The 24,175-nt window shown below is 69.9% G+C and carries 20 protein-coding genes; 15 read left to right on the top strand and 5 right to left on the bottom strand.

The window, feature by feature from the left end; translation table 11 throughout:
* Window positions 1–515 precede the first annotated feature (515 nt).
* The 12 genes from ACFVKT_RS08280 to ACFVKT_RS08225 all read left to right on the top strand — a co-directional run bounded on the left by ACFVKT_RS08280 (window position 516) and on the right by ACFVKT_RS08225 (window position 14,882).
* Window positions 516–2,027, top strand: a complete 1,512-nt coding sequence (locus ACFVKT_RS08280; protein WP_385728882.1) for a glycoside hydrolase family 3 protein — start codon at window positions 516–518, stop codon at window positions 2,025–2,027.
* A gap of 238 nt (window positions 2,028–2,265) precedes the next feature.
* Entirely contained in the window at window positions 2,266–3,471 is a 1,206-nt protein-coding gene (hppD, locus tag ACFVKT_RS08275) for a 4-hydroxyphenylpyruvate dioxygenase (protein ID WP_385728880.1), read from the top strand.
* A gap of 136 nt (window positions 3,472–3,607) precedes the next feature.
* Complete coding sequence (gene fahA / locus ACFVKT_RS08270) at window positions 3,608–4,798, top strand: fumarylacetoacetase (RefSeq protein ID WP_385728878.1); 1,191 nt, start codon at window positions 3,608–3,610, stop codon at window positions 4,796–4,798.
* Window positions 4,799–4,880: 82 nt separating this feature from the next.
* Entirely contained in the window at window positions 4,881–5,558 is a 678-nt protein-coding gene (locus ACFVKT_RS08265; protein ID WP_385728876.1) for a GntR family transcriptional regulator, read from the top strand.
* A gap of 415 nt (window positions 5,559–5,973) precedes the next feature.
* On the top strand, window positions 5,974–7,197 hold the full coding sequence (locus ACFVKT_RS08260) for an amino acid ABC transporter substrate-binding protein (protein ID WP_385728874.1): 1,224 nt from the start codon (window positions 5,974–5,976) through the stop codon (window positions 7,195–7,197).
* Window positions 7,197–8,081, top strand: coding sequence for a branched-chain amino acid ABC transporter permease (locus tag ACFVKT_RS08255; protein ID WP_385728872.1), 885 nt, complete (start codon window positions 7,197–7,199; stop codon window positions 8,079–8,081). The genes ACFVKT_RS08260 and ACFVKT_RS08255 overlap by 1 nt, the downstream gene beginning before the upstream one ends.
* A complete protein-coding gene (locus ACFVKT_RS08250; RefSeq protein ID WP_385728870.1) occupies window positions 8,078–9,910 on the top strand; it encodes an ATP-binding cassette domain-containing protein in 1,833 nt (610 codons plus the stop codon). The genes ACFVKT_RS08255 and ACFVKT_RS08250 overlap by 4 nt, the downstream gene beginning before the upstream one ends.
* Window positions 9,907–10,638 carry an ABC transporter ATP-binding protein gene (locus ACFVKT_RS08245; protein WP_385728868.1) on the top strand — a complete coding sequence of 244 codons (732 nt, stop codon included), beginning with the start codon at window positions 9,907–9,909 and terminating at the stop codon, window positions 10,636–10,638. The genes ACFVKT_RS08250 and ACFVKT_RS08245 overlap by 4 nt, the downstream gene beginning before the upstream one ends.
* A 71-nt stretch (window positions 10,639–10,709) precedes the next feature.
* Complete coding sequence (locus ACFVKT_RS08240) at window positions 10,710–11,810, top strand: hypothetical protein (RefSeq protein WP_385728866.1); 1,101 nt, start codon at window positions 10,710–10,712, stop codon at window positions 11,808–11,810.
* Between the two features lie 150 nt (window positions 11,811–11,960).
* Window positions 11,961–13,163 (top strand): DUF5624 domain-containing protein, encoded by a 1,203-nt coding sequence (locus ACFVKT_RS08235; protein WP_385728864.1) that lies wholly within the window; start codon window positions 11,961–11,963, stop codon window positions 13,161–13,163.
* A gap of 18 nt (window positions 13,164–13,181) precedes the next feature.
* Window positions 13,182–13,994, top strand: a complete 813-nt coding sequence (locus ACFVKT_RS08230; RefSeq protein WP_385728861.1) for an HpcH/HpaI aldolase/citrate lyase family protein — start codon at window positions 13,182–13,184, stop codon at window positions 13,992–13,994.
* Window positions 13,995–14,006: 12 nt separating this feature from the next.
* Window positions 14,007–14,882, top strand: coding sequence for an amidohydrolase family protein (locus tag ACFVKT_RS08225; protein WP_385728859.1), 876 nt, complete (start codon window positions 14,007–14,009; stop codon window positions 14,880–14,882).
* A gap of 146 nt (window positions 14,883–15,028) precedes the next feature.
* Here the strand turns inward: ACFVKT_RS08225 and ACFVKT_RS08220 are convergent, their stop codons facing one another.
* Entirely contained in the window at window positions 15,029–15,856 is an 828-nt protein-coding gene (locus tag ACFVKT_RS08220) for a hypothetical protein (RefSeq protein WP_385728857.1), read from the bottom strand.
* A gap of 393 nt (window positions 15,857–16,249) precedes the next feature.
* Between ACFVKT_RS08220 and ACFVKT_RS08215 the strand changes: the two genes are divergently transcribed.
* The gene (locus ACFVKT_RS08215) at window positions 16,250–17,449 is read left to right on the top strand and encodes an MFS transporter (protein ID WP_385728855.1); all 1,200 of its coding nucleotides are present in this window, start codon (window positions 16,250–16,252) and stop codon (window positions 17,447–17,449) included.
* Window positions 17,450–17,601: 152 nt separating this feature from the next.
* On the opposite strand, the gene ACFVKT_RS08210 is transcribed toward ACFVKT_RS08215, so the two are convergent.
* On the bottom strand, window positions 17,602–18,009 hold the full coding sequence (locus ACFVKT_RS08210; RefSeq protein WP_385728853.1) for a MarR family winged helix-turn-helix transcriptional regulator: 408 nt from the start codon (window positions 18,007–18,009) through the stop codon (window positions 17,602–17,604).
* An 85-nt stretch (window positions 18,010–18,094) separates the two neighbouring features.
* Here ACFVKT_RS08210 and ACFVKT_RS08205 point away from each other — a divergent pair, with 85 nt between their 5' ends.
* Window positions 18,095–19,591 carry an MFS transporter gene (locus ACFVKT_RS08205; RefSeq protein WP_385728851.1) on the top strand — a complete coding sequence of 499 codons (1,497 nt, stop codon included), beginning with the start codon at window positions 18,095–18,097 and terminating at the stop codon, window positions 19,589–19,591.
* A gap of 73 nt (window positions 19,592–19,664) precedes the next feature.
* Window positions 19,665–19,955, top strand: a complete 291-nt coding sequence (locus ACFVKT_RS08200; protein WP_385728849.1) for a DUF6332 family protein — start codon at window positions 19,665–19,667, stop codon at window positions 19,953–19,955.
* Here ACFVKT_RS08200 and ACFVKT_RS08195 read toward each other — a convergent pair.
* Genes ACFVKT_RS08195 through ACFVKT_RS08185 form a run of 3 tightly spaced genes read right to left on the bottom strand, consistent with a single transcriptional unit; the run spans window position 19,916 to window position 24,059 of the window.
* On the bottom strand, window positions 19,916–20,581 hold the full coding sequence (locus ACFVKT_RS08195) for a response regulator (RefSeq protein WP_385728847.1): 666 nt from the start codon (window positions 20,579–20,581) through the stop codon (window positions 19,916–19,918). The genes ACFVKT_RS08200 and ACFVKT_RS08195 overlap by 40 nt on opposite strands.
* Window positions 20,578–21,816, bottom strand: a complete 1,239-nt coding sequence (locus ACFVKT_RS08190) for a sensor histidine kinase (protein ID WP_385728845.1) — start codon at window positions 21,814–21,816, stop codon at window positions 20,578–20,580. The genes ACFVKT_RS08195 and ACFVKT_RS08190 overlap by 4 nt, the downstream gene beginning before the upstream one ends.
* A gap of 53 nt (window positions 21,817–21,869) precedes the next feature.
* Window positions 21,870–24,059: an MMPL family transporter gene (locus ACFVKT_RS08185; protein WP_385728844.1), complete on the bottom strand. Its 2,190-nt coding sequence runs from the start codon at window positions 24,057–24,059 to the stop codon at window positions 21,870–21,872.
* Between the last annotated feature and the right edge of the window lie 116 nt (window positions 24,060–24,175).

The raw sequence follows: 24,175 nt of genomic DNA, 5'->3' as shown, positions 1-24,175 counted from the left end.
ACGAGGACGGAAACGCGGTCACCGATGGCGTGCGGCACGTTCGCCACGTGGATCCGGACGTGCGACGGTCTGCTCACCTGCCGTCCGGACGCGCACCGGCGTTGTACGACGGAGCCGGCAGCGGCGCACGTCGCACAACAAGGAAGAGGGATGGCCGGCCTGCAGGGTCACCGCATCAGGTGCCACACCAGCCCCTCTTCGAACTCGCGCACCACCAATTTGGACTAGACCAACTCACCCTGTCAAACATGTCTTTGAGTGCACGTCGCACTCAAAACGCCTTCATGAACGGCGGGTTGAAAGCGGGCGGAAGGTGGTCACCTCGCACACAGGAAGGCGGCCACCTCGGACAACAGCCCCAGAGCCATGCCGGCGCCGGCCCACCAACACCCTTGACACGAACGGTTAGCCTTGGGCCAAAGCTCATTGGTCTGTACCAAATCCATGTCGTCATGTCGATGCGAGGCATCGGCGGCACGGATGCGCGGGCTCCTCCCGAAAGGCGAACGCACTCGATGGTCTCCAGCAAGCACAGCAAGGAGTTGCGTCGGCTGGCGCTCTCCGTCCTGCAGCCGGGGTTCGTGGGCACCGAGGCGCCGGCCTGGGTGCTGCGCGAGATCGGTGACGGACTGGCGTCCGTCGTGCTCTTCTCCCGCAACATCGTGTCGCTGGAACAGGTCGCCGAGCTGACCGGGCAACTACGCGCGGAGAACCCGGAGTTGATCATCGCGATCGACGAGGAGGCCGGTGATGTCACCCGGATCGAGTCCGCGACCGGCTCCACCCGGCCGGGCAACTTCGCACTCGGAACCGTCGACGACACCGAACTGACCGAGTCCGTCGCCGCCGGCCTCGGCCGCCAACTGCGTGCCGCCGGAGTGAGCCTCGACTACGCGCCCAGCGCGGACGTCAACTCCAACCCGGACAACCCGATCATCGGGGTCAGGTCCTTCGGTATCGACCCGAAGGTGGTGTCCCGGCACACCGCCGCGTGGATCCGGGGGCTCCAGTCGGCCGGAGTCGCCGCCTGCGCCAAGCACTTCCCCGGTCACGGAGACGTCGCCGTCGACTCCCACCACGGCCTGCCCACCTACGGCGCCGACCGCGAGGAGATCGCCGCCCAGGCGCTGCCCCCGTTCCGGGCCGCCCTGGACGCGGGTGTCCGTGCGGTGATGAGCGGCCACCTCCTGGTCCCCGCCTACGATTCCGAGCTGCCCGCCACTCTCAGCCCGCGCATCCTGGACGGCCTGCTCCGCCGGGAGCTCGGGTTCGAAGGCATGATCGTCACCGACGCCATCGAGATGGGTGCCGTCGCCGACCGCTACGGGATCGACGGCGCCACGGTGCGAGCGATCGCCGCGGGTGCCGACGCGATCTGTGTCGGCGGCGAGAACGCCGAGGAGGCCACCGTCGGCCTGCTCGCAGGGTCCCTCGTCGACGCCGTGGTCCGCGGCGACCTCGGCCATGACCGCCTCGAGGAAGCGGCCGGGCGCGTCCGGGAGTTCGCGAGCTGGTCGGCCGGCCTGACCCAGGCCGACACCGTCGACACGATCAGCAACGACATCGGATTCGCGGCCGCCCGCCGCGCCATCCGGCTGGCAGGAGCGGTCCAGGACGCCCTGCCCCTGTCCGCCGCACCCCACGTGGTGGAGTTCGTGGCCACCACCAACCTGGCCATCGGCAAGGAAACCCCGTGGGGTGTCGCCGCCCCGCTGCTCGAACGGCTCCCCGGCACCACCATCGCCCGCGTGCGTCAGCAGGATCTGCACTCGCGGGCCGCGGCCGTGGAGGCCTGCGCGCTGGAATCGGCCAAGGGGCGCCCCCTGGTGGTCGTCGTCAGGGACGCCTCCCGGCACGAGTGGATGGCCCGCGCCCTCGCGGACCTCATCGCGGCGCGCCCGGACGCCATCGTCGTGGAGATGGGCCTGCCGGGCGCCGCCGTACCGGGAGCGATGCAGATCTTCACCCACGGTGCCACCGCCGCCTCCGGGGTGGCCGCCGCGGAGGTACTGGTGGGGGCCCACTAGGACCTGGGCTCCCGGTACGCCGGTTGAAACCGGTCCCTGTTCCGGAGCGGCTCATCGCTGAACATTCTGTCCAGCGCCGGGCCGCTCCGGCTATGCAGATTGGGCAGTCTGCCCAGCGTTCAGAGCAACTCTTGCACAGGCTGGCTTCAGGAGCTGTGCTGTCTGTCATCGCGGGCTGCGACTTCGGTACGCCCGGGACGGTCCGCCTTTCCGCCTTCGCCTGAAGGAGAGCTCCGTCATGAGCATCGAGCAGACTCTCACCAGCCAGGAGCGCCTGGCCGAACTGGACCTGACACAGCTTCAGCAGCTCGTCGGCCTGGTCGAGTACGACGAGAACAGCGACCCGTTCCCCGTGACGGGCTGGGACGCCGTGGAGTGGGTGGTGGGCAACGCCACCCAGGCCGCCCACTTCTACCAGTCGGCGTTCGGCATGGAGCTGATCGCCTACTCCGGCCCCGAGACCGGCAACCGTGACCATCAGGCGTACGTGCTGCGCAGCGGTGCCATCCGCTTCGTCTTCAAGGGAGCCGTGGCCCCGGCCAGCGCCCTCGCCGACGCGCACCGCAAACACGGCGACGGAGTGAGCGACATCGCGCTCGAAGTACCGGACGTCGACCGGTGTGTCCGGCACGCGCGGGCCCAGGGCGCCAAGGTCCTGGAGGAGCCGCACGACATCAGCGACGAGCACGGCACCGTACGCCGGGCCGCGCTCGCCGCGTACGGGACGACCCGGCACACGCTGATCGACCGGTCCCGCTACAACGGGCCCTACCTGCCCGGGTATGTGGCCCGCTCCTCCTCGTACGTGAAGCGCCCCGGTGCGCCGAGGCGGATCTTCCAGGCCCTCGATCACGTGGTGGGCAATGTCGAACTCGGCAAGATGGACGACTGGGTGGACTTCTACAACCGGGTCATGGGCTTCACGAACATGGCCGAGTTCATCGGGGACGACATCGCGACCGAGTACTCGGCGCTGATGAGCAAGGTGGTGGCGAACGGCAACCACCGAGTGAAGTTCCCGCTCAACGAGCCGGCCGTGGCGAAGAAGAAGTCGCAGATCGACGAGTTCCTGGAGTTCTACCAGGGCCCCGGGGCGCAGCATCTGGCGCTGGCCACCAACGACATCATCGCCTCGGTCGACGCCCTGCGCGCGGAGGGGGTGGAGTTCCTCGCGACCCCCGACTCGTACTACGAGGACCCTGAACTGCGCGCCCGGATCGGCCAAGTACGGGTACCGGTCGAGGAGTTGCAGCGGCGGGGCATCCTCGTCGACCGGGACGAGGACGGTTATCTGCTGCAGATCTTCACCAAGCCGATCGGCGACCGTCCCACCGTCTTCTTCGAGCTCATCGAGCGGCACGGCTCGCTCGGCTTCGGCAAGGGCAACTTCCAGGCCCTGTTCGAGGCGATCGAGCGCGAGCAGGCCAGGCGCGGCAACTTCTGACCTGGAGCCGGCCGGCCGGGACCGCTGTCGCAACGGCGAACTCGCGTCGGCTCCCGAAGCTCCCCCCGACGATCCAATCGCCGGCCCGGCCCGTCCGGCCCGCCCACCGACCCTCAGACACTGGAAGTGACGCCCCATGACCTGGCTGGACCTGCCGTCCGACGACCTGTTCGGGATCAGCAATCTGCCCTACGGGGTGTTCTCCCCGCGCGACGGCGCCGCGCGCGTGGGGGTCCGCGTGGGCTCCCAGGTGCTGGATCTCGCGGCGGTGCTCGACGACCAGGTCTTCGCCCGGTCCTCGCTCAACGCGTTCATGTCGCAGGGCCGCGACCGCTGGACGCAGGTGCGGTCCCGGGTGACCGACCTACTGGCCGACGGCCGGCACCAGGAGGCCGTCACGCCACATCTGCACCGGCTCCAGGACGTACGGCTGAGCCTGCCCTTCGAGGTCGCCGACTACGTCGACTTCTACGCCAGTGAGCACCACGCGACGAATCTGGGGCGTCTCTTCCGTCCCGGCAGCGACCCGCTCACCCCCAACTGGAAGCATCTGCCCATCGGTTACCACGGCCGGGCCGGCACCGTGGTCGTGTCGGGCACGCCCGTCACCCGGCCCAGTGGACAGCGCAAGAGCCCCGAAGCGGCGTCGCCCGTCTTCGGCCCCTCCCAGCGGCTGGACATCGAGGCCGAGGTCGGTTTCGTCGTCGGCACCGGCTCACGTCAGGGGGAGCCGGTGTCCGGGACCGACTTCCGCGACCGCGTCTTCGGGGTCTGCCTGGTCAACGACTGGTCGGCGCGCGACCTCCAGGCCTGGGAGTACGTTCCTCTCGGACCGTTCCTGGGCAAGTCGTTCGCCACGTCGGTCTCCCCGTGGATCGTGCCGCTCGACGCCCTGGACGCCGCCTGGACCACGCCGCCCCCGCGCGATCCCGAGCCGCTGCCGTATCTCGCCGACACCGGCAAGCAGGGGCTCGACCTGGACCTCGCGGTCCGCCTCAACGGTTTCCTCATCTCCACGCCCCCGTTCGCCTCGATGTACTGGACCGGCGCACAGATGCTGGCTCACATGACGGTCAACGGAGCCTCCACCCGTACCGGCGACCTCTACGCGTCGGGCACAGTCAGTGGCCCCCGTGCCGACGAACGCGGTTCCCTCATCGAGCTCAGCGAGGGTGGCGCCCGCCCCCTCACCCTGCCCGACGGTTCGGCCCGTACCTTCCTGGAGGACGGCGACGAGGTCACCGTCAGCGGTACCGCACCCGGTTCCGACGGCAACCGCATCGGCCTGGGCGAAGTCACCGGCCGGGTCCACACCGCCGCGGGGTGACCCGGGGCGGGCGTACCATCCGGTCGGGAGCGTGGGCGGCATGGCATTGCCTCCACGACTGAATGCAATGTATACGTTGTACATGCTTTCTTCCGGTGCCCGTCCCGAAGAGCCTCCAGGGCTGCACAACCAAGCCGAACTCGCCTACCGGCGGCTGCGCGAGCGGCTGATCGACGGGCACTACACGCCCGGCGACCGGCTGACGGAGCTGGGTATCTGCGAGGACCTCGGCATGAGCCGGACGCCCGTCCGCGAGGCGCTGCGCCGGCTCCAGAGCGACGGCCTGGTGACCTCGACGGGCCGGGGTGTGGTGGTCAGTTCGCTCTCCCCGCAGGAGATGCTGCACGCGACGCAACTGCAGGGCGCGCTGGACGCGCTGGCCGCCAAGCTCGCGGCCACCGCACAGCGCGACGGCGAGTTGTCCCCCGCGCAGCTCAGCGGGCTCAAGGAGGCCTCGCGCCGGGTGGAGGAGCAGGCCGAGGCCGGTGACCCGACAGGGGCCTGGCGCGCGAATCTCGACTTCCACATGATGCTGGCCCGCCTCTCGGGCAACCCTCTGCTGGAGGACACGCTCGACCGCATCTGGGCTCGGTTCGCGATCGTGAGCCTCAGCAACATCCACCGGCGCAAGGACCTGGCACCCCGCCAGCACGACGCGATCGTCAGCGCCATCGTCGACGGCGACCCGCCGAGGGCGGAGGCCGCCGCGGCCGAGCACGCACGCGAGGCGGCGGAGATGTACGGAGAGAGCCACCACTGAGGCACGGCCCGGCGCCCGTCATGACCCGGCGCCACTTTGCCATCGCACTCGGCAAACCCGATGGCCGGGCCCGGCCGGCACTCGGAGCTACCCGCGAGTAGAGCTTTTTGCGGCAACCCTTGCCCGATCCCTTGTCGACCCTTGATGTGCAATGTATACATTGCACATCAAGGGCAAGGGTGCCTGTGGGCACCTCAGCCGTCACCACCCACGGTCGGGCGTCGCCTGCACGGCTGGGAGACGTTCCACGCGCAAGGGACAGGCGCCAACGGGTCGCCTCCGGAACTGCATTTGACGAGCCGTCACCGCTTCCGGTCGCCACCTCCGTCCCGGTGCTGTGCCATCCGGTGCCGCGCCGGTCCGCGGGGCCGTCCATGTGAACCGCCATCACGATCACCAACTTGAGGTGAATGTCATGCCAGGAATCGGCCGAAGCGGACGACACTCAGCCCTGCTCAGTGCGACGGCGGCGGTGCTGCTGCTCGCCACCGCGTGCGGATCGGGGTCGGGTTCGAGCAGCGGAGCGATCAAGATAGGTGCCTCACTGCCGCTGTCGGGCCCGGTCGCCGATGCCTCCAAGCCCGCGTACGAGGGCTACAAGGTGTGGCTCGACCAGCTCAACGCCGACGGCGGACTGCTGGGCCGCGAGGTCGAGTTGAAGGTCCTCGACGACGGCTTCGACCAGAACACCGTCGTCACCAACTACAACCGCCTCATCAGCCAGGAGCGCTCCGACCTGCTGCTCGGCACCTTCTCCTCGAAGCTCAACCTGCCGGCCTCAGCCGTGGCCGAGCGGAACAAGATGCTCTACGTCGAACCCTCCGGCGGCGCCGAGGAGATCTTCAACCGCGGTTACGACTACCTGTTCTTCGCGCAGCCCAGCACCTCGCTGGACCTGCCCGAGCAGTTCGTGCAGTACGTCAAGTCGCTGCCGGCCGCCGAGCGGCCGAAGACGGCCGCCTATCCCACCCAGGACGACCCCAACACCGATGTCACCGTCGAGGAGTTCCGCAAGGAACTCACCAAGCTCGGCGTGAAGACGGTCTACAGCGAGAAGTACGCGCCGGACACCGTCAACTTCGACTCCATCGCCAGCGCGGTGGCGCGGGCCAAGCCCGACCTGATCATCCACGGCGCTGTCGCGGCCAACGACGGCGCGGGCTTCGTCAAGGCGCTGCAGAAGCAGCAGTTCAGCCCCAAGATGATGTTCCAGACCAACGCCCCGAGCCTCATCGGCTCCTATCCCAAGGCGATCGGCGAGGCGAACACCGAGGGCATCTTCACCTCGGCCGCCTGGAGCCCGAAGGCCGACTTCACGGGCAACGCCGAGTTCGTGGCCGCGTACACGAAGGCCTACGGATCGGCGCCGGGTGACGACGCCGCCAACGCGTACACGGCCGGCCAGGTGCTGGAGGCCGCGGTCAAGGGCGTGGGCAGTCTCGACCAGGACAAGCTCGCCGACTGGCTCCACTCACACACCGTGCAGACCATCGTGGGCCCGCTGAAGTGGGACGAGCGCGGGGTCCCGGACGGCAACATGCTGCTCGCCCAGTGGCAGAGCGGAAAGTTCGAGTTCGTCGCCCCGGCGAGCCAGAAGACCGTCGACAAGGCGGTCAACCCCAAGCCCGGGTGGTCGTAGTGGGTACGTTCCTCCAGGCCCTGGTGCTGGGGCTGCTGGTCGGCGGTGTGTACGCCCTGGTCGCCTCCGGCATGAACCTCATCTTCGGCGTGATGAAGGTCGTCAACCTCGCCCAGGGCGGCATGCTCATCCTCAGCGCCTACCTCACGTACTCGCTGTGGAACGCCACCGGCATCGACCCGCTGCTCCTGGTGCTCATCACGACGCCGTGTCTGCTGGTCGTCGGCTGGGCCACGTACTACGTCTTCATCGAGCGGTCACGGACCACCGACGCGTCGATGGCGCTGGTGACCACCTTCGGCCTCACGCTCGTCACCAAGGGCGTCATCGCCCTGATCTGGGGCAACGAGCCGAAGTCGGTCACGCCCGGCTACGCGAACCGCTCCTTCGACATCCTCGGGCTGAAGTTTCCGCAGGCCCAGGTGTACGCCTGTCTGGTCGCCGCGGTGGTCCTCACCGGTCTGTATCTGCTGCTGCGCCACACCTGGCTCGGCCGGTCCATCCAGGCCACCGCGTCCAGTTCGGAAGGCGCCCGGCTCATCGGCATCGAGGTCCGCTCCGTGTGGGCCGCCGCCTACGCGCTCGGCGTGGCGGCGGCGGGCGCGGGCGGGACGCTGCTGAGTCTGCTGTATCCGTTCATGCCGAGCTCGGCCGACCACTGGATCGGACTTACGCTCGCCATCATCGTGCTCGGCGGCATGGGCAGCCTGCCCGGCAGTGTGCTCGGCGCCCTGGTCATCGCCGTCGCCGAGTCGCTGACCTCCACGTACGTGGCGCCCGACTGGGCCGTCGCGGTCCCTTATCTGGCCATCATCCTGGTGCTCGTGGTCCGCCCGCAGGGCCTGCTCGGCACCCGGCTGCGAGAGGACATGAGCCGCGCATGACCATCAACCGCCTACGGGCGTACGGGATCGGTCTCGCCGCCGCAGGCCTCGCCGTCCTCCCGCTCGTCAACGACAACGCCTATCTGCAGAACATGGCGATCATGGGGTTCCTGCTGGCCGTCATGGCCTCCGGCTGGAACATCATCTCCGGGTACGCCGGCTACATCTCGCTCGGGCAGAGCGCCTTCCTCGGCGTCGGCGCCTACACCACAGCCCTGTTGTCCATCCACACCGGCATCTCCCCGCTGCTGGCCGCGCCGGTGGGAGGTGTCGTCGCGGCCGCCTCCGCCCTCGTCCTCGGTCTGGTCGGCCGGCGCACCCGCGGTATCGCCTTCGTCATCATCAGCTTCGCCTTCCTGGAGTTCACGGCGCTGCTGGTGTCCAACTGGGGATCGCTGACCAACGGCAACCACGGGCTCGCGCTGCCGCTGCCGACCTGGGACCGGGCGTATCTCAACTGGCCGTTCTACTACTACCTGTTGGCGCTGCTCGCGCTGACCGTGTGGGGCTCGTGGGCGATCCGCCGCTCCAAGTTCGGCATCGGCCTGATGGCGATCCGCGACGACGAGTCGAAGGCGGACGGCATCGGACTGCGCACCGACCGCTACAAGATGTTCGCGTTCGCGGCCAGCGCCTTCCCGATCGGTGTCGCCGGCGGCGTCTACGCCTACTACATCGCCTTCCTCGAACCGGCGTCGATGTTCGACATCGTCATCGCCATGCAGATCGTGCTCGCCGCGCACCTCGGCGGCGTTGGCACCCTGTGGGGGCCGGTGCTCGGCGCCTTCCTGCTCGAGTTGCTCAACCAGCTCACCAACCAGACCCTCAGCGGCCCCGACGCCGGTTCGTGGCGACTGATCATCTACGGTGCCCTGCTCGCGGCGATCGTCCTGTTCTTCCCCAAGGGCATGCTCACCGAGGGCGCCGCCTGGGTGACCCGCCGACGCCGCACCGGGCCGCAGGCGGTGGCCGGCACCCGGCTGACCCCGGTTCCCGACGCCCTGCCTCCCGCCGCCGTGGTCCGCGACCGCACCCCCACGACGGCGCAGGGTCCACTGCTGCAAGTGGCCGCCCTGAGCAAGGCGTTCGGTGGGGTGCGCGCCGTCGACGACTGCTCGTTCACCGTGGAGCGCGGTTCGATCACCGGACTGATCGGGCCCAACGGGTCCGGCAAGACCACGGTGTTCAACCTCCTCGACGGCAGCCTCCCGGCCGACAGCGGCAGCATCCACCTGGGCGAGCGGCGGATCGACGGACTGCCGCGCTGGCAGCGGGCGCACGCCGGACTGGCCCGCACCTTCCAGGCCACCCGGGTCTTCCCGCAGCTCACCGCGGTGGAGAACCTCGCCGTGCCAAGCCGCTCGTTCACCACCGCGGGACTGGCCGCCTCGGCGATCAGCGGCAAGGAGGCGGCGCGGGCCCGTGAGTGGCTCGACTTCGTCGGTATGCAGGCGTACGCCGAACACCGCGCGGGCGACCTGTCGTACGGGCAGCAGAAGCTCGTCGAACTCGCCCAGGCCCTGATGCTGGAGCCCGGGATACTGCTGCTCGACGAACCGGCCGCCGGCATCAACCCGGCGCTCGTGGAACGGCTCAGCGGCATCGTCCGCAAGCTCAACGAAGCCGGCACGACCGTGGTGATCGTCGAGCACAACATGCCGTTGGTGCTGTCGCTGTGCGACCACATCCACGTCCTGGCGCAGGGACACGTCATCGCGAGCGGCCCGCCCGGACAGATCGAACAGGACCCCGCCGTCCTGGACGCCTACCTCGGCGACCACACGCCGGGCCCGGGCAACACCCCGGCCACCACGGGAGCCAACTCATGATCACCTTCAGGAATCTGGTGGCGGGCTACGGACGCGCCGGCGACATCCTGCGCGGCGTCGACTTCACCGCCGCCGAATCCGCCATCACCTGCATCGTCGGCCCCAACGGAGCGGGAAAGTCCACCGTACTCAAGGCGTGCAGCGGGCTGTTGCGCCCCCGCGGGGGCCAGGTCCTGCTCGGCGACGAGGAGATCGGCGGCCACTCCCCCGCGGAGATCCTGCGCCGCGGAGTCGTCCAAGTGCCGCAGCACCACGGGCTGTTCCCGTCCCTTACCGTGCGCGAGAACGTCATGCTCGGCGCCTACGTCAACCGCAAGGAACGCGAGCGCAACCGACGCCGGTACGAGGAGATCACCGAGCTCTACCCGCTCATCGCCGAGCGCGCGGACGACAAGGCCGCCTCCCTGTCCGGCGGTCAGCGCCGCACCGTCGAGTTCGCACGCGCCCTCATGCTGCGCCCCCGGGTCGTCCTCCTCGACGAGCCGACACTCGGCCTCGACCCCAAGGCCGCCAAACAGCTCGCCGACTCCGTCACCACGCTCAACCAGGAAGGGGTCACCGTCCTGATGGTCGAACAGAACGTACGGTTCGGCCTCACCCTCGCCGACCACGCGGTCGTCATGGAAGGCGGCCGCGTCCTGCACACCGGCGCCGCCGACGCGCTGCTCGCCGACCCGGACATGGCCCAGCTCTTCTTCGGAGCCGCTCCCAGGCAAGAGGCGTCATGAGCGCGCCACTTGGGCCGCGGCAGCCCGTCCACCCCGATGAGAAGTAGCCCTGCTAGCGCCGGAAGGCTGCCATGACCAGCACATACCTGAGCCTGATCCAGACGATCGCCACCTCCGGGGCCCGCGCCGCGCAACCCGTCCACGTCGACGGTCTGGAACTCCTCGCGATCCCCCAACTGGCCTACGACATCCCCGGAACGCCCGCGCACATGAACGGCGGCGACAGCGAGACCGAGCTGTTGCTGCTGCGCCGGGACGAGGACCGCTTCGAACCGTGGGGCACCCTGGAGGGACCCGGCGGGGAGGACGCCGAGTCCTTCACCATCGGGCACCGGAACTTCCTGGCGGTGGCGAGCATCCGCACCGGAGCCGGGCCCTACGACTACACCGTCCCGTCCATGCTCTTCGAATGGGACGGCGCCCGGTTCGTGCCCTTCCAGACCTTCGACTCCTTCGCCGCGAAGCAGTGGCGGTACTTCACCGTCGACGGCCGGCACTTCCTCGCGCTGGCCCAGGGAGTCGCGCTCCCCCAACACGCCGAGCAGAACCGGCCGTCCGTCATCTACGTCTGGAACGGCACCCGCTTCGCGCACTTCCAGGACATCCCCTCCGAGTGGGCGTACAACTGGCACCTGTTCACGGTGGGCGGCCACACCTTGCTCGCCCACGCCGACCATGTCGTGCCGAGCGTCCTGTACCGCTGGGACGGGACGCAGTTCGTTCCCCATCAGGACCTCGCCACGGCCGCCGGCCGGGCGTTCGCCACCTTCGACGACCCCGGCGGCAGCGGTACGTACCTGGTGGTGGCCTGTATCGACGACGGCTCGCGGGTGCTGCGCTGGGATGCCGCGGCGGACCGGTTCGTGGAGCACCAGAAGCTCGCGGGGGTGGGCGCGCGGGAGCTCGCCGTCGTACGCACCGCCCGCGGGCTCTATGTCATCCGGGTCAACTTCATTCAGGGCCCCCGGACCGGTCCCACGTCCGCGCTGCTGTCGCAGATCTACCGGTGGGACGGGGACCGGCTGGACATGGTCGCCACGTTCCCCACGACGGGCGGCACCGATCTCGCCGTGCTGGACAGCACCTCGGGTCCGCTGATCGTGCAGACCAACTCGCTGACGGCCGAACTGCGCTTCGCCGCCGAGACCCGCGTCTACCGCTTCACGGACTGAGGGCGGACTGACGGCCGGCCGAGTCCCGCTCGGCCGCGTCTGCCACTTGCCATACGAAGCCCTGCGAGGCCCTGCGAAGCCCTGCGACGTCTTACGAAGCCCTGCGACGTCTTGCGAAGTCTTGCGACGTCTCGCGAAAGAGAGACCGACATGTCTGATCACGAGAGTCCCGAACTCATCGACCTGTTCACGGCATATACAGCCGGCCCCGATTCCATAGGTGCGCATCTGCGCGCAGCCGCGGCCCGGGCTCATGCCCGCGATCCGCTGCTCGTGGTGACCGGGGCGGACATGGCGCTGTACCCGGGCGACGGCCGGCCGCCGACCGTCCTGGCCTACCGGTTGAGCAACCGCGGCTTCAAGGAACTGGCCGCCGTATCGCATCTGGGCACCGCGCTGGCCTCGCTCGTCGAGCTCTACGGCCACGACCCGGGCGGGGTGTGGCGGGCGGATGCCGAGAAACTGCTGCACCAGGTACGGCGTTCACGCGCGGCCAACAGCACGGCCCTGTGGCGCGACCGGATCGCCGCCGTCGCCCACCGGGGCCGGGAGGAGGCCATCGCGACGATGGTCGACTACGCCTGCGCCGTCACCGAGCGGTATCTCCTGCGTGCGCTGGCCGACCCGTCGTCCTGCCTCAACCACCGGACGCTGCGCGAGGAGTATCTGGAGGACGGTCCTGACCTCCCGGTGTCGTTCAACCGGATCATGGTCGCCACGTTCTTCCTGGTCGGCATGGACAACGCGCACCGGCTCATCGCCTGGTGCGACGGCCAGAACATCGACTGGGCCCGCACCATGGTGGTCGTCGTCGGGCAGATAGGGCGCCCCACGGCCGGGGTGACATGGCGTACGAACGGTGTCGCCGGCACCGTACTGGCCGCCTCGCGGCACACGCTGCCGCTGGAGCGCCTCTACATCGCCCCGCACGCACCCGGATTCGCCACGCCCGTCGGCGGAGACCTGAGCGAGGTCGAGGCGCTGGAGCCGGTGCTACGGCAGTTGTGGGCGGGCACCAGGGTGACGGTCGAGCTCGGCGCAGCCATGTTCGAGGGCTATCCGGCGTTCTCCCCCGGCGACGACCGTCCCGGGCTCCTGGGCGAGCGGACGGTCACCCGGGCCGACGAGGTCATCACCGAACAGCCCCGCATCCGCTCCCCCAAGGACTGGTTCACCCTCGTCACCCGGCTGCGCCTGGTCATGGAAGACCCACGCCAGCTGCTGTCCGGCGCGGTCACCGACTACGCCGCCCAGCAGCTCATCGAACACGGCAACAACCCCCTGACCGTCACCGTCCCGGGCCTCGACGACGAGCCCTACCCGGCCTACGGCTCCGTCTCCGCGGCGGCCTGACCAGAAAGCGACTCCCCCATGCCCCAACACCCCTTCTCCGGTGGGTTCCTGGAACGCCTGCACGCCGGCGAACCCACCCTCATGCTGGCCGTCCGCGGCAGCCGCACGACGGACGTCGTCCACATCGCCCGCTCGACCGGCCACCACAGCATCCTCGTCGACCTCGAACACTCCACCATGTCGACCGATGTCGCCGCCCAGTTGTGCGCGTCCGCCGACAGTCTCGGGCTCACCGCGCTGGTCCGGGTCCCCGAGCGCGAGTACGGGATGATCGGCCGCCTCCTGGACGGCGGAGCCCACGGGATCATCGCGCCGCGCATCGAGACGGTGGGGCAGGCACGTGACATCACCCGCGCCTGCCGCTTCGCCCCCCGTGGACAGCGCTCGCAGACCAACATGGTCCCCCAGCTCGGCCTGCGCCCCACGCCCGCACGGGAGTTGAACCCGGCGCTCGACGACGCCACGATCGTGCAGATCCTCCTGGAGACGCCGGACGGCGTCGCGAACGCGGAGGCGATCGCCGCGCTGGACGGCGTGGACATGCTGGCCCTCGGCGCGAACGACTTCACCGCCGAGCTGGGGGTGCCGGGTCAGTACGACGATCCGCGCGTCCGTGACGCGGTGAAGACCCTGGCGGACGCCTGCCAGAAGCACGGAAAGCTCATGGTCCTCGGCGGCATCGGCGACCGGACGATCCTGGACGCGCTCGTCCCGCTCGGCGTCTGCTCACTGCGCATCACCGGCACCGACACGGCACTGCTCTTCGAGGCCGCGCAGGCCCACGCCCAGCAGGCATTCACCCCTCCCACCGAGCAGGCCCGCTCAGAGTAAGGACGGACCCCCATGACCACCGAACTCCCCGAGCCGTCGCCGATGCGGGCCGCCGAGAGCAATACGCTGCCGCGCTTCCAAGTGCCCCCCGACAGCTGCGACACGCACTTCCATGTCTTCGAGCCCGGCTATGCGCACGTGCGCGACCGGTTGTACGCGTTCCCGGACGGGACCCTCCAGCAGTACCTGCGTCTGACCGAACGGCTCGGCATCGAACGCATGGTCCTCGTGCAGCCCACCTACTACGGCACGGACAACAGCCTGCTCGTCGAGGTGCTCAAGAAGGTCGGCTCCCGCTGCCGGGGTGTGGTGCGCATCGAGGAGGACACCCCCGACACGGAACTCGACTTCTACCACCAGCTGGGCGTACGGGCGATCCGCCTCGACCTGTTCGCCCGCGCCTCCTGGCCGACCGACGACCTCATCTCCTACGTCCGCAGGATGGCCGACCGGGCACGGCCGCGCGGCTGGCATCTGCAGTTCTACACACCCGGGACCGTCGTACGGGACCTGCTGCCGTTCCTCGCCGACCTCGAAGACACCTTCGTCATCGACCACATGGGATACATGAAGGAGTCGGACGGGCTGACGGAGACGGACTTCGAGCGTCTGGTGCGCGTCCTCGACGGAGGGAGCTGCTACATCAAGCTCTCCGGGCCGTACCGCATCGCCAAGGACAAGCCACTGTCCTCCGTCGAGCCGCTCGGCCGCGCCCTCGTCGCGGCCCGCCCCGACCGCCTGGTGTGGGGCTCGGACTGGCCGCACCTGATCGACGGCCAACGGGACACCGGCGAGCTGCTGAACCTGCTGGCCGACTGGGCCCCCGACGAGACCGACCGCCGACAGATCCTCGTCGACTCCCCGGCACGCCTGTTCTACACGGACTGACGACGGAAGGCCGCAGGAGTATCCGCTCCAGGAACTCCGAGGCCATCCGCCGGGTGCGTACACAGGCGTACGGATCGACTCCGGTGGTGGCGGAGAGACCCGGCCGGCACCGCTCACGCGAGGACCTGACCGGCCCCGGTCGCCGCTCAGTCAGCGGTGGTGTCGGAATCGCTCACGGCACCGTCGCCGGACGGCACGGACGACGCCGGAGCGCTTGGGCTGGAGCTGGCACTTGGGATCGCGCTCGGGCCGGAGCTGGTGTCCGGCTGCGGGCTCGCGTCCGGTGCGGCGGAGCTGTCCGTCCGGGAGGCAGTGCCACTGGACACACCCGGGGTGGGTGTCGGGCTGTCGGCGGGAGCGGAGTCACCGTCCGTGCCGCCTCCCACCGAAGTCCCCCTGCCCGGCTCGTTCTTGACCACCGCCGATACCGGCTTGCCCGCGATCAGCTCGACCGCGGTCACCGTGACCATCGCCAAGGCGAACACCAAGCCCGTCGCCAGGGCGTACTTCTTCCAGCCGAAGGACTTCCGGGAGGAGCCACCCCGATAGGTGGTGACCGACTCGCCCGTGGAGGGCGCGGTCGTCACAGCGTGCCCGGCACCGGGGCCATGGGGCGACGGCGTCGCGTCGGCAGCCGTGGCGTCCGCCGGTGACCCGAACGCCGCCCGGGCGTCCGCGCGTTGTTCCGCACGCTCCTCGCCCGGCGTCCTCGGCACTCCTACGGGCGGCACCCGGTTACGGATCTCCTCGCCCGTCCGCCGGAAGGCATGCGAGAAGACCGCGGCGCCTGCGGTCGCGCTGGTGCTGACCACGGCGGCGCCGATGATCGTCCCGGTCACCCCCAGCAGGGAGGCCAGCACCGCACCCACCACCGTCGCGAGCGCGCTCGCCGCGACCTGCACAAAGGTCAGGTCGAGCACCTTGCGCCCGGGTGCCTGCTCCCCTTCTTCTCTTTCTTCTCTGCGATTCTCCATCAATCGATATCCCTTGATAGTTGAGCGTGCCGGCACCCGACGCCCGTCTCGGCACCGTGTCCATCGGTGCGATGGCCGACAGCAAAGACCAGGCCGAACCACAACTCGCCGACCACGCCCCTGACGGCGTGATGCGCGTGACTCCCGCTGCTGTTGACGGACAGCCCGCCCCTTGTTGGCGCCCGGGAAGATCCGCAAGAGCCTGCGGAAGAGCGAGGCTCCCCAGCGATGCGGACAGTGCCACGGAACGACTGCCCCGCTGCCGGTGTTTCATCTGCGATCAGCGACCGCAGCCGTTACTTGTCAGCCACACCGGCACCCAGGACCAGGCCGACGACGCCGGCGTCGCTCAAGCACCTTGCCCTCTCCCCGGCTTCAACCTAGCCTGACTTTGTGCCGCAAATAAACAAAACCAGGACGGAAGACACCGCACCAGACAGCACGCTCACCCGGCTCCGGGTGATCATCACCGCCTTCTTCGCCCTCGACGGCTTCCTCTTCGCGGGCTGGGTCGTCCGCATCCCCGCGATCAAGGACCAGACCCACGCCTCCGCCAGCACCCTTGGCCTGGCACTTCTGGGCGTCTCCGTCGGCGCGGTGCTCACGATGATGATCACCGGACGGCTCTGCCGCCGCTACGGCAGCCACCCCGTCACCGTCATCTGCGCCGTCCTCCTCTCCCTCAGCATCGCTCTGCCCCCGCTCACCCACTCCGCTGCGGCTCTCGGGGCCGCGTTGTTCGTGCTCGGCGTGGGGTACGGCGGGCTCAACGTCGCCATGAACAGCGCGGCCGTCGACCTTGTGGCCGCGCTGCGGCGGCCGGTGATGCCGAGCTTCCACGCGGCGTTCAGCCTGGGAGGCGTGGTCGGTGCGGGGCTCGGCGGTCTGGTCGCCGGACAGGTGTCGCCCACCCGCCATCTGCTCGGGCTCACGGCGATCGGCCTGCTCGTAACCGCCGTCACCGGGCGTGCACTGCTGCGGTACAAGCCCCCGGCGCCACCGGATCACATGCGCCACGAGGAGGGTGCGGAACGGCGCCTCGACGGGCGTACCCGCGGGCTGGTCGTCGTCTTCGGCCTGATCGCGCTGTGCACGGCGTACGGCGAGGGGGCTCTCGCGGACTGGGGCGCGCTGCACCTGGAGCAGGACCTGCACGCGCACCCCGGCGTCGCGGCCGCAGGCTTCTCCTGCTTCGCCCTCGCGATGACCATCGGGCGCCTGAGCGGAACGACGCTCCTGGAGCGGCTGGGCCGGACCCGGACGCTGGTCGCGGGCGGCACAACGGCTGCGCTCGGCATGCTGCTCGGCTCCCTCGCACCTTCGGTGTGGGCGGTGCTGCTCGGCTTCGCCGTCACCGGGCTCGGGCTCGCCAACATCTTCCCCGTGGCCATCGAACGCGCCGGGGCGCTCGCCGGACCGAGCGGGGTCGCGACCGCTTCCACCCTCGGCTACGGCGGCATGCTGCTCGGGCCGCCCGCGATCGGTTTCATGGCCGACTGGTACTCACTGCCCGTGGCACTCACGAGTGTGGCCGCCCTCGCGGCGGTGGCCGCGCTGATCGGCTTCGCGACACGACGCGTCGCCATCAACTGAGGCCGGGCGGACGGCACTTACGGCCGAACAGACCACCCCGGCCAGTCGCCCTGGCCTCCACCCGCAAGCATCCGCGGGTCAGTCGCCCCGATCGTCACCCGCCGGCATCCGCGGGCCGGTCGCCCTGATCGCCACCCGCCGGCATCCGCGGGTCAGTCGCCCTGGTCTCCGCCGGCCAGCATCCGCGTCAGCACCGCACGCTGCACCGGCAGCACCTCGCCGTGCAGGCCGCGCCCCTTCGGCGTGAGGCAGACGCGCACCCCGCGACGGTCCTCCGTGCACATGCCGCGCGTCACCAGACCGTCCCGCTCCAGGCGGGCGATCAGCCGGGACAGCGCACTCTGACTCAGATGGACGCGCTCGGCGATCTCCTGCACGCGGTAGGAGGCGCCGCCGTCCGACGCGGCGCTCCCGGCCAGCACATCGAGCACCTCGAAATCGCTGGCACCGAGGCCATGCCGGTGCAGCTCGCGGTCCAGCTCACAAAGGGTGCGCGCATGCACCGCGAGGATGTCGCGCCACTGGTTCACGAGCACCTGCTCGGCCTTCTTCGCCGCCATGGGCGAACGGTAGCAAAAAATCTCCTTTGTTGCATCGGAATTAAATGCGTTTGCATTGAATGCATGCGCATGTATTGTCTCCGGCATGACCTCTCCGCTCACCACCTCCGCAACCGAGGGACGCTGGACCCCTCGGCTGTGGGGCACCCTGCTGGTGCTCTGCGCCGCGATGTTCCTTGACGCGCTGGACGTGTCGATGGTCGGCGTCGCCCTGCCCTCCATCGGCTCCGAACTCGACCTCTCCACCTCGACGCTCCAATGGATCGTCAGCGGCTACATCCTGGGCTACGGCGGCCTGCTCCTCCTCGGCGGTCGCACCGCCGACCTCCTGGGCCGGCGCCAGGTGTTCCTCGTGGCTCTGGGTGTGTTCGCGCTCGCCTCACTGCTCGGCGGCCTCGTCGACTCGGGTCCGCTGCTCATCGCCAGCCGCTTCATCAAGGGCCTGAGCGCGGCGTTCACCGCGCCCGCGGGCCTGTCGATCATCACCACCACCTTCGCCGAGGGCCCGCTGCGCAACCGCGCCCTCTCGATCTACACCACCTGCGCCGCCACCGGCTTCTCCATGGGCCTCGTCCTGTCCGGCCTGCTCACCGAGGCAAGCTGGCGTCTGACCATGCTGCTGCCGGCGCCCATCGCCGTGATCGCCCTGTTCGTCGGCCTGAAGCTCCTCCCGCGCAGCGAGCGCGAGAAGGACCACAACGGCTACGACATACCCGGTGCGATCATCGGCACCGCCTCGATGCTGCTGCTCGTCTTCACCGTCGTAGAGGCGGGGGAGAGCGGCTGGGCCTCGGCCCGTACGCTGCTGTCCTTCCTCGCGGTCGCCGTCCTGCTGACTGTGTTCGTGCGGATCGAGCAGCGCTCGGCCGGTCCGCTGATCCGGCTCGGCGTACTGCGCTCCGGCACCCAACTCCGTGCCCAGCTGGGGGCGATGACGCTCTTCGGCTCGTACGTCGGTTTCCAGTTCCTGGTCACGCTGTACATGCAGTCCCTGCTCGGCTGGTCAGCGCTGCACACCGCGCTCGCCTTCCTGCCCGCGGGTGCGATCGTCGCGCTGTCCGCGACGAAGATGGGTGCGATCGTCGACCGGTTCGGCACTCAGCGGCTGATCGTCGTCGGCTTCGCGCTGATGATCACCGGATACGCGCTCTTCCTGCGGGTCAGCCTCGACCCGAGCTACGCGACACTGATCCTGCCGTCGATGGTGCTGATCGGAGGGGCCTTCGCGCTGATCTTCCCGTCACTCAACATCCAGGCCACCAACGGCGTCGACGACCATGAACAGGGCATGGTCTCGGGACTGCTCAACACCTCGGTCCAGGTGGGCGGCGCGATCTTCCTGGCCGTCGTGACGGCGGTCGTCGCCGCGAACTCCTCCGGGGACTCCTCGCCGCAGGCCGTCCTCGACAGCTACCGGCCCGGTCTGCTGGTGGTGACGGTGATCGCCTTCGCGGGCCTGCTGATCACCCTGCCGGGGCTGCGGACGCGGCGTACGCGGGAGTCGATCGTGGTCGTGAAGTCCGTACAGGAGCCGGCCATCCAGGAGGAGGCGGGCGCGGACCGCGTGGCGGTCCGCGACTGAGGGGGACGCCTCAACGGGCGTGGGACCGGCGGGCGTTCTTGCCCACAGGTCCCACGCCTGTTTGACTCGGCGTATGGGGTTCACCAGGGGGCGGCGGAGTCAGGCCGAGCGTGACGCGATCACCGTCGAGATCGGATACGCGCTGTTGAGCGCGGCGTTCGCGGGGGCCGTCGTGTTCGGGGCCGTCGCCGGTCCGGCACTGCTCTTCGATCTCCCCGGCCCGGTCGCCAAGGCCCTGCTCGGGTCGGGAATCGTGCTCGCCGCCGTCCTCTTCGCCGTACGCACGGTCAGCGTGCTGCTCCGCTTCGGCCACGAGGGCGGGAGTCAGCCGAGCCAGCCCGGCCGCACCAGCCCCGACTCGTAGGCCAGCACGACCAGTTGGGCCCGGTCGCGGGCGCCCAGCTTGACCATCGTGCGGCTGACGTGGGTCTTGGCCGTGAGCGGACTGACGACAAGTCGCCGCGCGATCTCGTCGTTGGACAGTCCGATGCCGACCAAGGCCATCACCTCCCGTTCCCGCTCGGTGAGTTCGGCGAGGGACTGGAATGCCGCGGGCTCCTTCGACCGGGCCGCGAACTCTGCGATCAGCCGGCGGGTCACACCAGGCGAGAGCAGCGCGTCGCCCCCGACCACGGCCCTTACCGCGCGCAGGAGTTCCTCCGGCTCGGTGTCCTTGACCAGAAAGCCTGAGGCGCCGGAGCGGATCGCCTCGAAGACGTACTCATCCAGCTCGAAGGTGGTGAGCATGACCACCTTGACGTCCTTGAGCTCAGCGTCTTCCGTGACACGGCGGGTGGCGGCGAGGCCGTCGAGCCGGGGCATCCGGATGTCCATCAGGACGACGTCGGGGCGCAGTTGGCGCACCTGACGCAGCGCCTCCTCGCCGTCGGCGGCCTCGCCGGCCACCTCGATGTCCGGCTGCGCGTCGAGCAGCGCCTTGAAGCCTGCCCTGACCAGCAACTGGTCGTCGGCGAGCAGTACGCGGATCACCGTTCCTCCTTGGCCTTCAGCGGCAGTACGGCCATGACGCGGAACCCTCCGTCATCACGCGGACCCGCCTCGATCGTGCCACCCAGGGCCGCGGCCCGCTCCCGCATTCCGGCCAGTCCGTTGCCGCTGCCGCCCGCGTCCACGCCGGTCGCGGGCCCGTCGTCGTCGATACGCAGCCGTAGCGCGCCCTCCGCCCGCTCGACCAGCACGCGCGCGTGCCGCGATCCCGAATGCCGTACGACATTGGTGAGCGCCTCCTGGATGATGCGGAAGGCGGCCAGGTCGGTGCCCGGCGTGAGTTCCGGGGGCTCGCCCCGGACCTCGACCGTCAGGCCCGCGCCCGACGCCTGTTCGACGAGTTCGGGGAGCCGGTCGAGCCCGGGCGCCGGAGCGCGCGGCGCCTCCCCCGGCGCGCGCAGCGTGTCGAGCACCTGCCGGACCTCGCCGAGCGCCTCCTTGCTCGCCGCCTTGATCGTGGTGAGCGCCGTGCGCGCCTGTTCCGGGTCGGAGTCCAGGAGCGCGAGCCCCACACCCGCCTGGACGTTGATCACCGAGATGCTGTGTGCCAGGACGTCGTGCAGCTCGCGCGCCATCCGCAGCCGCTCCTCGTCGGCACGCCGTTTGGCGGCCTGTGCCCGCTCGACCCGGTCCCGGGCCCACTGCTCTCGGCGTACCCGGACCAGCTCGGACAGCGCCACGATCGCCACGATCCAGGTGGCGACGGCCATCTCCTGCCCCCAGGCCGCCGGCTTGTCCCCCGACGGCGGCAGCCACCGGTACAGCCAGTGCGCCACCAGCACATGCCCGGCCCAGAGCATCCCCACGGCCGCCCAGGCGGCTCTGCGGTGCCCCGCGACGATCGCGCTGAAGCAGCCCAGGGCGACGGTGAAGAAGACCGGCCCGTACGCGTATCCGGCACCCAGGTAGAGCATGGCCGCCGCCGCGGTGCCGAAGACGACGAACACCGGGTACCGCTGCCGCCACAGCAGCAGACCGCACCCCACGAGCAGCAGCGCCCGCGCGAAGAGGTCCAGGGACGCGCGTTCGCCCTCCTGCGCATGGCTCGCGAAATTGGAGCCGACGAACACGAAGACGGTCAGCGCCAGCGTGGAACGCCACGGCCAGCGGGCGCGTCGCTCCCGGTCGTCCCCTCCGCGCCACCCCGGCGGTCCGTGCCGCCACCACTGGGGTGGGCCGCCCCATGCCGGGGACCTGGGAGTGCGCTGCTCTTCCATGACGGTCACGCTAGACGCGCCTGGCGTCCCAGAGCGTCAGCCGGGCGAGGTGATCACACGTACTCCCCGCGTAGTACCTCCTGCGGCTCCTCCTCGATGCCGATACGCCGGTGAAGTCGCCGCAGCGGCTTCGGTGCCCACCAGTTGGCGCGGCCAGCAAGGCGCATCGTCACGGGGAGCAGCACCACCCGGATGAGGGTGGCGTCCACGAGGATCGTCAGGGCGGTGCCGAGGCCCAGCTCCTTGAGGAAGACGACGCCTCCGGTGACGTACGACAGGAAGGAGAGCGCGAGGATCCCGGCCGCGGCGGTGATCAGCGGTGCGCTGCGCCGGATGCCCTCGCCGACCGCGCGCTCCGTGTCACCCGCCCTGTCGTGTTCATCCTCGATGCGGGCGAGTCTGTCGTGTTCCTCCTTGATACGGGCGAGCAGGAACACCTCGTAGTCCATCGACAGTCCGTACGCCACACAGAACATCAGCACCGGAACGCTCGGCTCGATCGAGCCGGTCGGCGTGAATCCCAGCACCCCGGACAGATGCCCGTCCTGGAACACCCACACCAGGCAGCCGAACATCACGCCCAGGCTGAGCAGGTTCAGCAGCGTCGCCTTGAGGGGCAGCAGCACGCTGCCCGTCATCAGGAAGAGGATCAGGTACGTCGCCGCCAGGACCAGCCCGATCGCGAGGGGCAGCCGGTCCAGGAGCGTCGAGCGGAAGTCGGTGGTCTCGCCGGGGTAGCCGCCGACCAGTGCCCGGGCCGGCGCCGGGGTGTCCCTGACGTGTTCGACGAGCGCGGGTACGTCGCCGTACATCGCCTCCTGAGTCGGGATGAGCGCGAGGCGTACGCGGCCGTCGGGTGCCGTCAGCCCGTCCTGGCCCGGAGGGCCGGTGCGCTGCCCGTCGCGATAGGCGCCCTGCGGGGCGTCGACCTGGAAGATCCCCGGGATTCGGGAGAGCTCGGCGGCGTACGCGCGGGTGTCGGCCGGCTTGTCGAGGACGACCTGCACGGTGTCGGTGGCTTCGGCGGGGAACTCCTCGTGGACTATCTCGGAGGTGGTGCGTGAGGACGTGCCGACGGGCAGTGTCCGTTCGTCGGGGAGCCCGAAGCGCAGGCCGAGCAGGGGCGACGCGGCGAGGAGGAGGACGGTGAGGACTCCGGCGCCGGTGACGAGCGGGCGGCGCATGGCCCGTAGGGCGGTGCGGTGCCAGAAGCCGGAGGCAGGTGCGTCGGGGCGTTCCACACGGTGGCCCCAGCGGGCCAGCGCGGCGGGCAGGAAGAGCACCGCTCCGGAGACCGCCGTGAAGACGACGAGGACACCCGCGTACGCGAACGAACTCAGGAAGAAGAACGGGAACACGAGCAGCGCACACAGCGAGACCGCCACCGTGACTCCGCTGAAGACGACGGTGCGTCCGGCGGTGGCGGTCGCCCGCACGACGGCGGCCTGCTGTGCGTGCCCCGCCGCGCGTTCCTCGCGATACCGGTTGATCACGAACAGGCTGTAGTCGACGCCGAGTCCGAGTCCCAGCACGAGCGCGAGGTTCGCCGCGAACGTCGACACCTCGGTGAACTGCGCGAGCAGCCGCAGCCCGGCAAGCGTGCCGAACACCGACAACAGGCCCACGGCGACGGTCAGAAGAGCGGCGGCCGTACGCCGGTAGACGAGGATCAGCAGGAGTACGACGGCCGGGATCGCCAGCGCCTCCGCGCGCAGGAAGTCGGCGCGGGCCTGCTCGCCGACCTGCCGGGAGATCTCCTCCTGTCCCCCTGCTCGCACGGTCAGTTCGGGTGTGACGCGGGTCAACCGGGGCGAGAGAGAGGCGAGTTCCCGGCGGGTCTCGGTCGCGCTGCCTTCGAGGCTCGCGAGCACGAGGGCGCGAGTGCCGTCGGCGCTGCGCAGGGCGGCGCTTCCGGCATCCCAGTACGAGGTGACGTCCGTGACCATGGGCAGGTCCTCGACCTCGGTGGCCAGGGCGCGGGCCGCACGGGCCGTGGCGGAGCTGTCCACGTCTCCGTCGCGGGCCGTGACGAGCAGCGCGAGACTGGGGTTACCGGTGCCGAACTCCGCACGCAGGACGTCGCCCGCGCGCACCGATTCCGTACCGGGCGCACTCCAGCGTGCGAGGTCCAGGTCGCCCTGGGCGCCCGCGCCGTACGCGCCGAGACCGAGGAAGACGAAGAGGGCGCCGAGCAGAACGGCGCGACTGCGCCGCACAGCCAGCCGGCCGAGGCGGGTCAACATCGTGGTGGCCTTTCTCCGGAGGTCCTTGCCAGGCCACGGTCACCGGCGCCGCTGACCATCCGCTGGAAGATCCACTGGAATGCGAGGACCCGGGCCACGCCGGTTCCGGGCTAACC

Source organism: Streptomyces sp. NPDC127595 (assembly GCF_042671685.1).
Classification (GTDB): Bacteria; Actinomycetota; Actinomycetes; order Streptomycetales; family Streptomycetaceae; genus Streptomyces.
This window is presented reverse-complemented; position numbering and strand designations above follow the sequence as displayed.

Bases quoted from the DNA above. Each gene is read 5' to 3' on its own strand.
- ACFVKT_RS08280 (WP_385728882.1), top strand. From the start codon at position 516: ATGGTCTCCAGCAAGCACAGCAAGGAGTTGCGTCGGCTGGCGCTCTCC.
- hppD (WP_385728880.1), top strand. From the start codon at position 2,266: ATGAGCATCGAGCAGACTCTCACCAGCCAGGAGCGCCTGGCCGAACTG.
- fahA (WP_385728878.1), top strand. From the start codon at position 3,608: ATGACCTGGCTGGACCTGCCGTCCGACGACCTGTTCGGGATCAGCAAT.
- ACFVKT_RS08265 (WP_385728876.1), top strand. From the start codon at position 4,881: ATGCTTTCTTCCGGTGCCCGTCCCGAAGAGCCTCCAGGGCTGCACAAC.
- ACFVKT_RS08260 (WP_385728874.1), top strand. From the start codon at position 5,974: ATGCCAGGAATCGGCCGAAGCGGACGACACTCAGCCCTGCTCAGTGCG.
- ACFVKT_RS08250 (WP_385728870.1), top strand. From the start codon at position 8,078: ATGACCATCAACCGCCTACGGGCGTACGGGATCGGTCTCGCCGCCGCA.
- ACFVKT_RS08245 (WP_385728868.1), top strand. From the start codon at position 9,907: ATGATCACCTTCAGGAATCTGGTGGCGGGCTACGGACGCGCCGGCGAC.
- ACFVKT_RS08240 (WP_385728866.1), top strand. From the start codon at position 10,710: ATGACCAGCACATACCTGAGCCTGATCCAGACGATCGCCACCTCCGGG.
- ACFVKT_RS08235 (WP_385728864.1), top strand. From the start codon at position 11,961: ATGTCTGATCACGAGAGTCCCGAACTCATCGACCTGTTCACGGCATAT.
- ACFVKT_RS08230 (WP_385728861.1), top strand. From the start codon at position 13,182: ATGCCCCAACACCCCTTCTCCGGTGGGTTCCTGGAACGCCTGCACGCC.
- ACFVKT_RS08225 (WP_385728859.1), top strand. From the start codon at position 14,007: ATGACCACCGAACTCCCCGAGCCGTCGCCGATGCGGGCCGCCGAGAGC.
- ACFVKT_RS08220 (WP_385728857.1), bottom strand. From the start codon at position 15,856: ATGGAGAATCGCAGAGAAGAAAGAGAAGAAGGGGAGCAGGCACCCGGG.
- ACFVKT_RS08210 (WP_385728853.1), bottom strand. From the start codon at position 18,009: ATGGCGGCGAAGAAGGCCGAGCAGGTGCTCGTGAACCAGTGGCGCGAC.
- ACFVKT_RS08205 (WP_385728851.1), top strand. From the start codon at position 18,095: ATGACCTCTCCGCTCACCACCTCCGCAACCGAGGGACGCTGGACCCCT.
- ACFVKT_RS08200 (WP_385728849.1), top strand. From the start codon at position 19,665: ATGGGGTTCACCAGGGGGCGGCGGAGTCAGGCCGAGCGTGACGCGATC.
- ACFVKT_RS08190 (WP_385728845.1), bottom strand. From the start codon at position 21,816: ATGGAAGAGCAGCGCACTCCCAGGTCCCCGGCATGGGGCGGCCCACCC.
- ACFVKT_RS08185 (WP_385728844.1), bottom strand. From the start codon at position 24,059: ATGTTGACCCGCCTCGGCCGGCTGGCTGTGCGGCGCAGTCGCGCCGTT.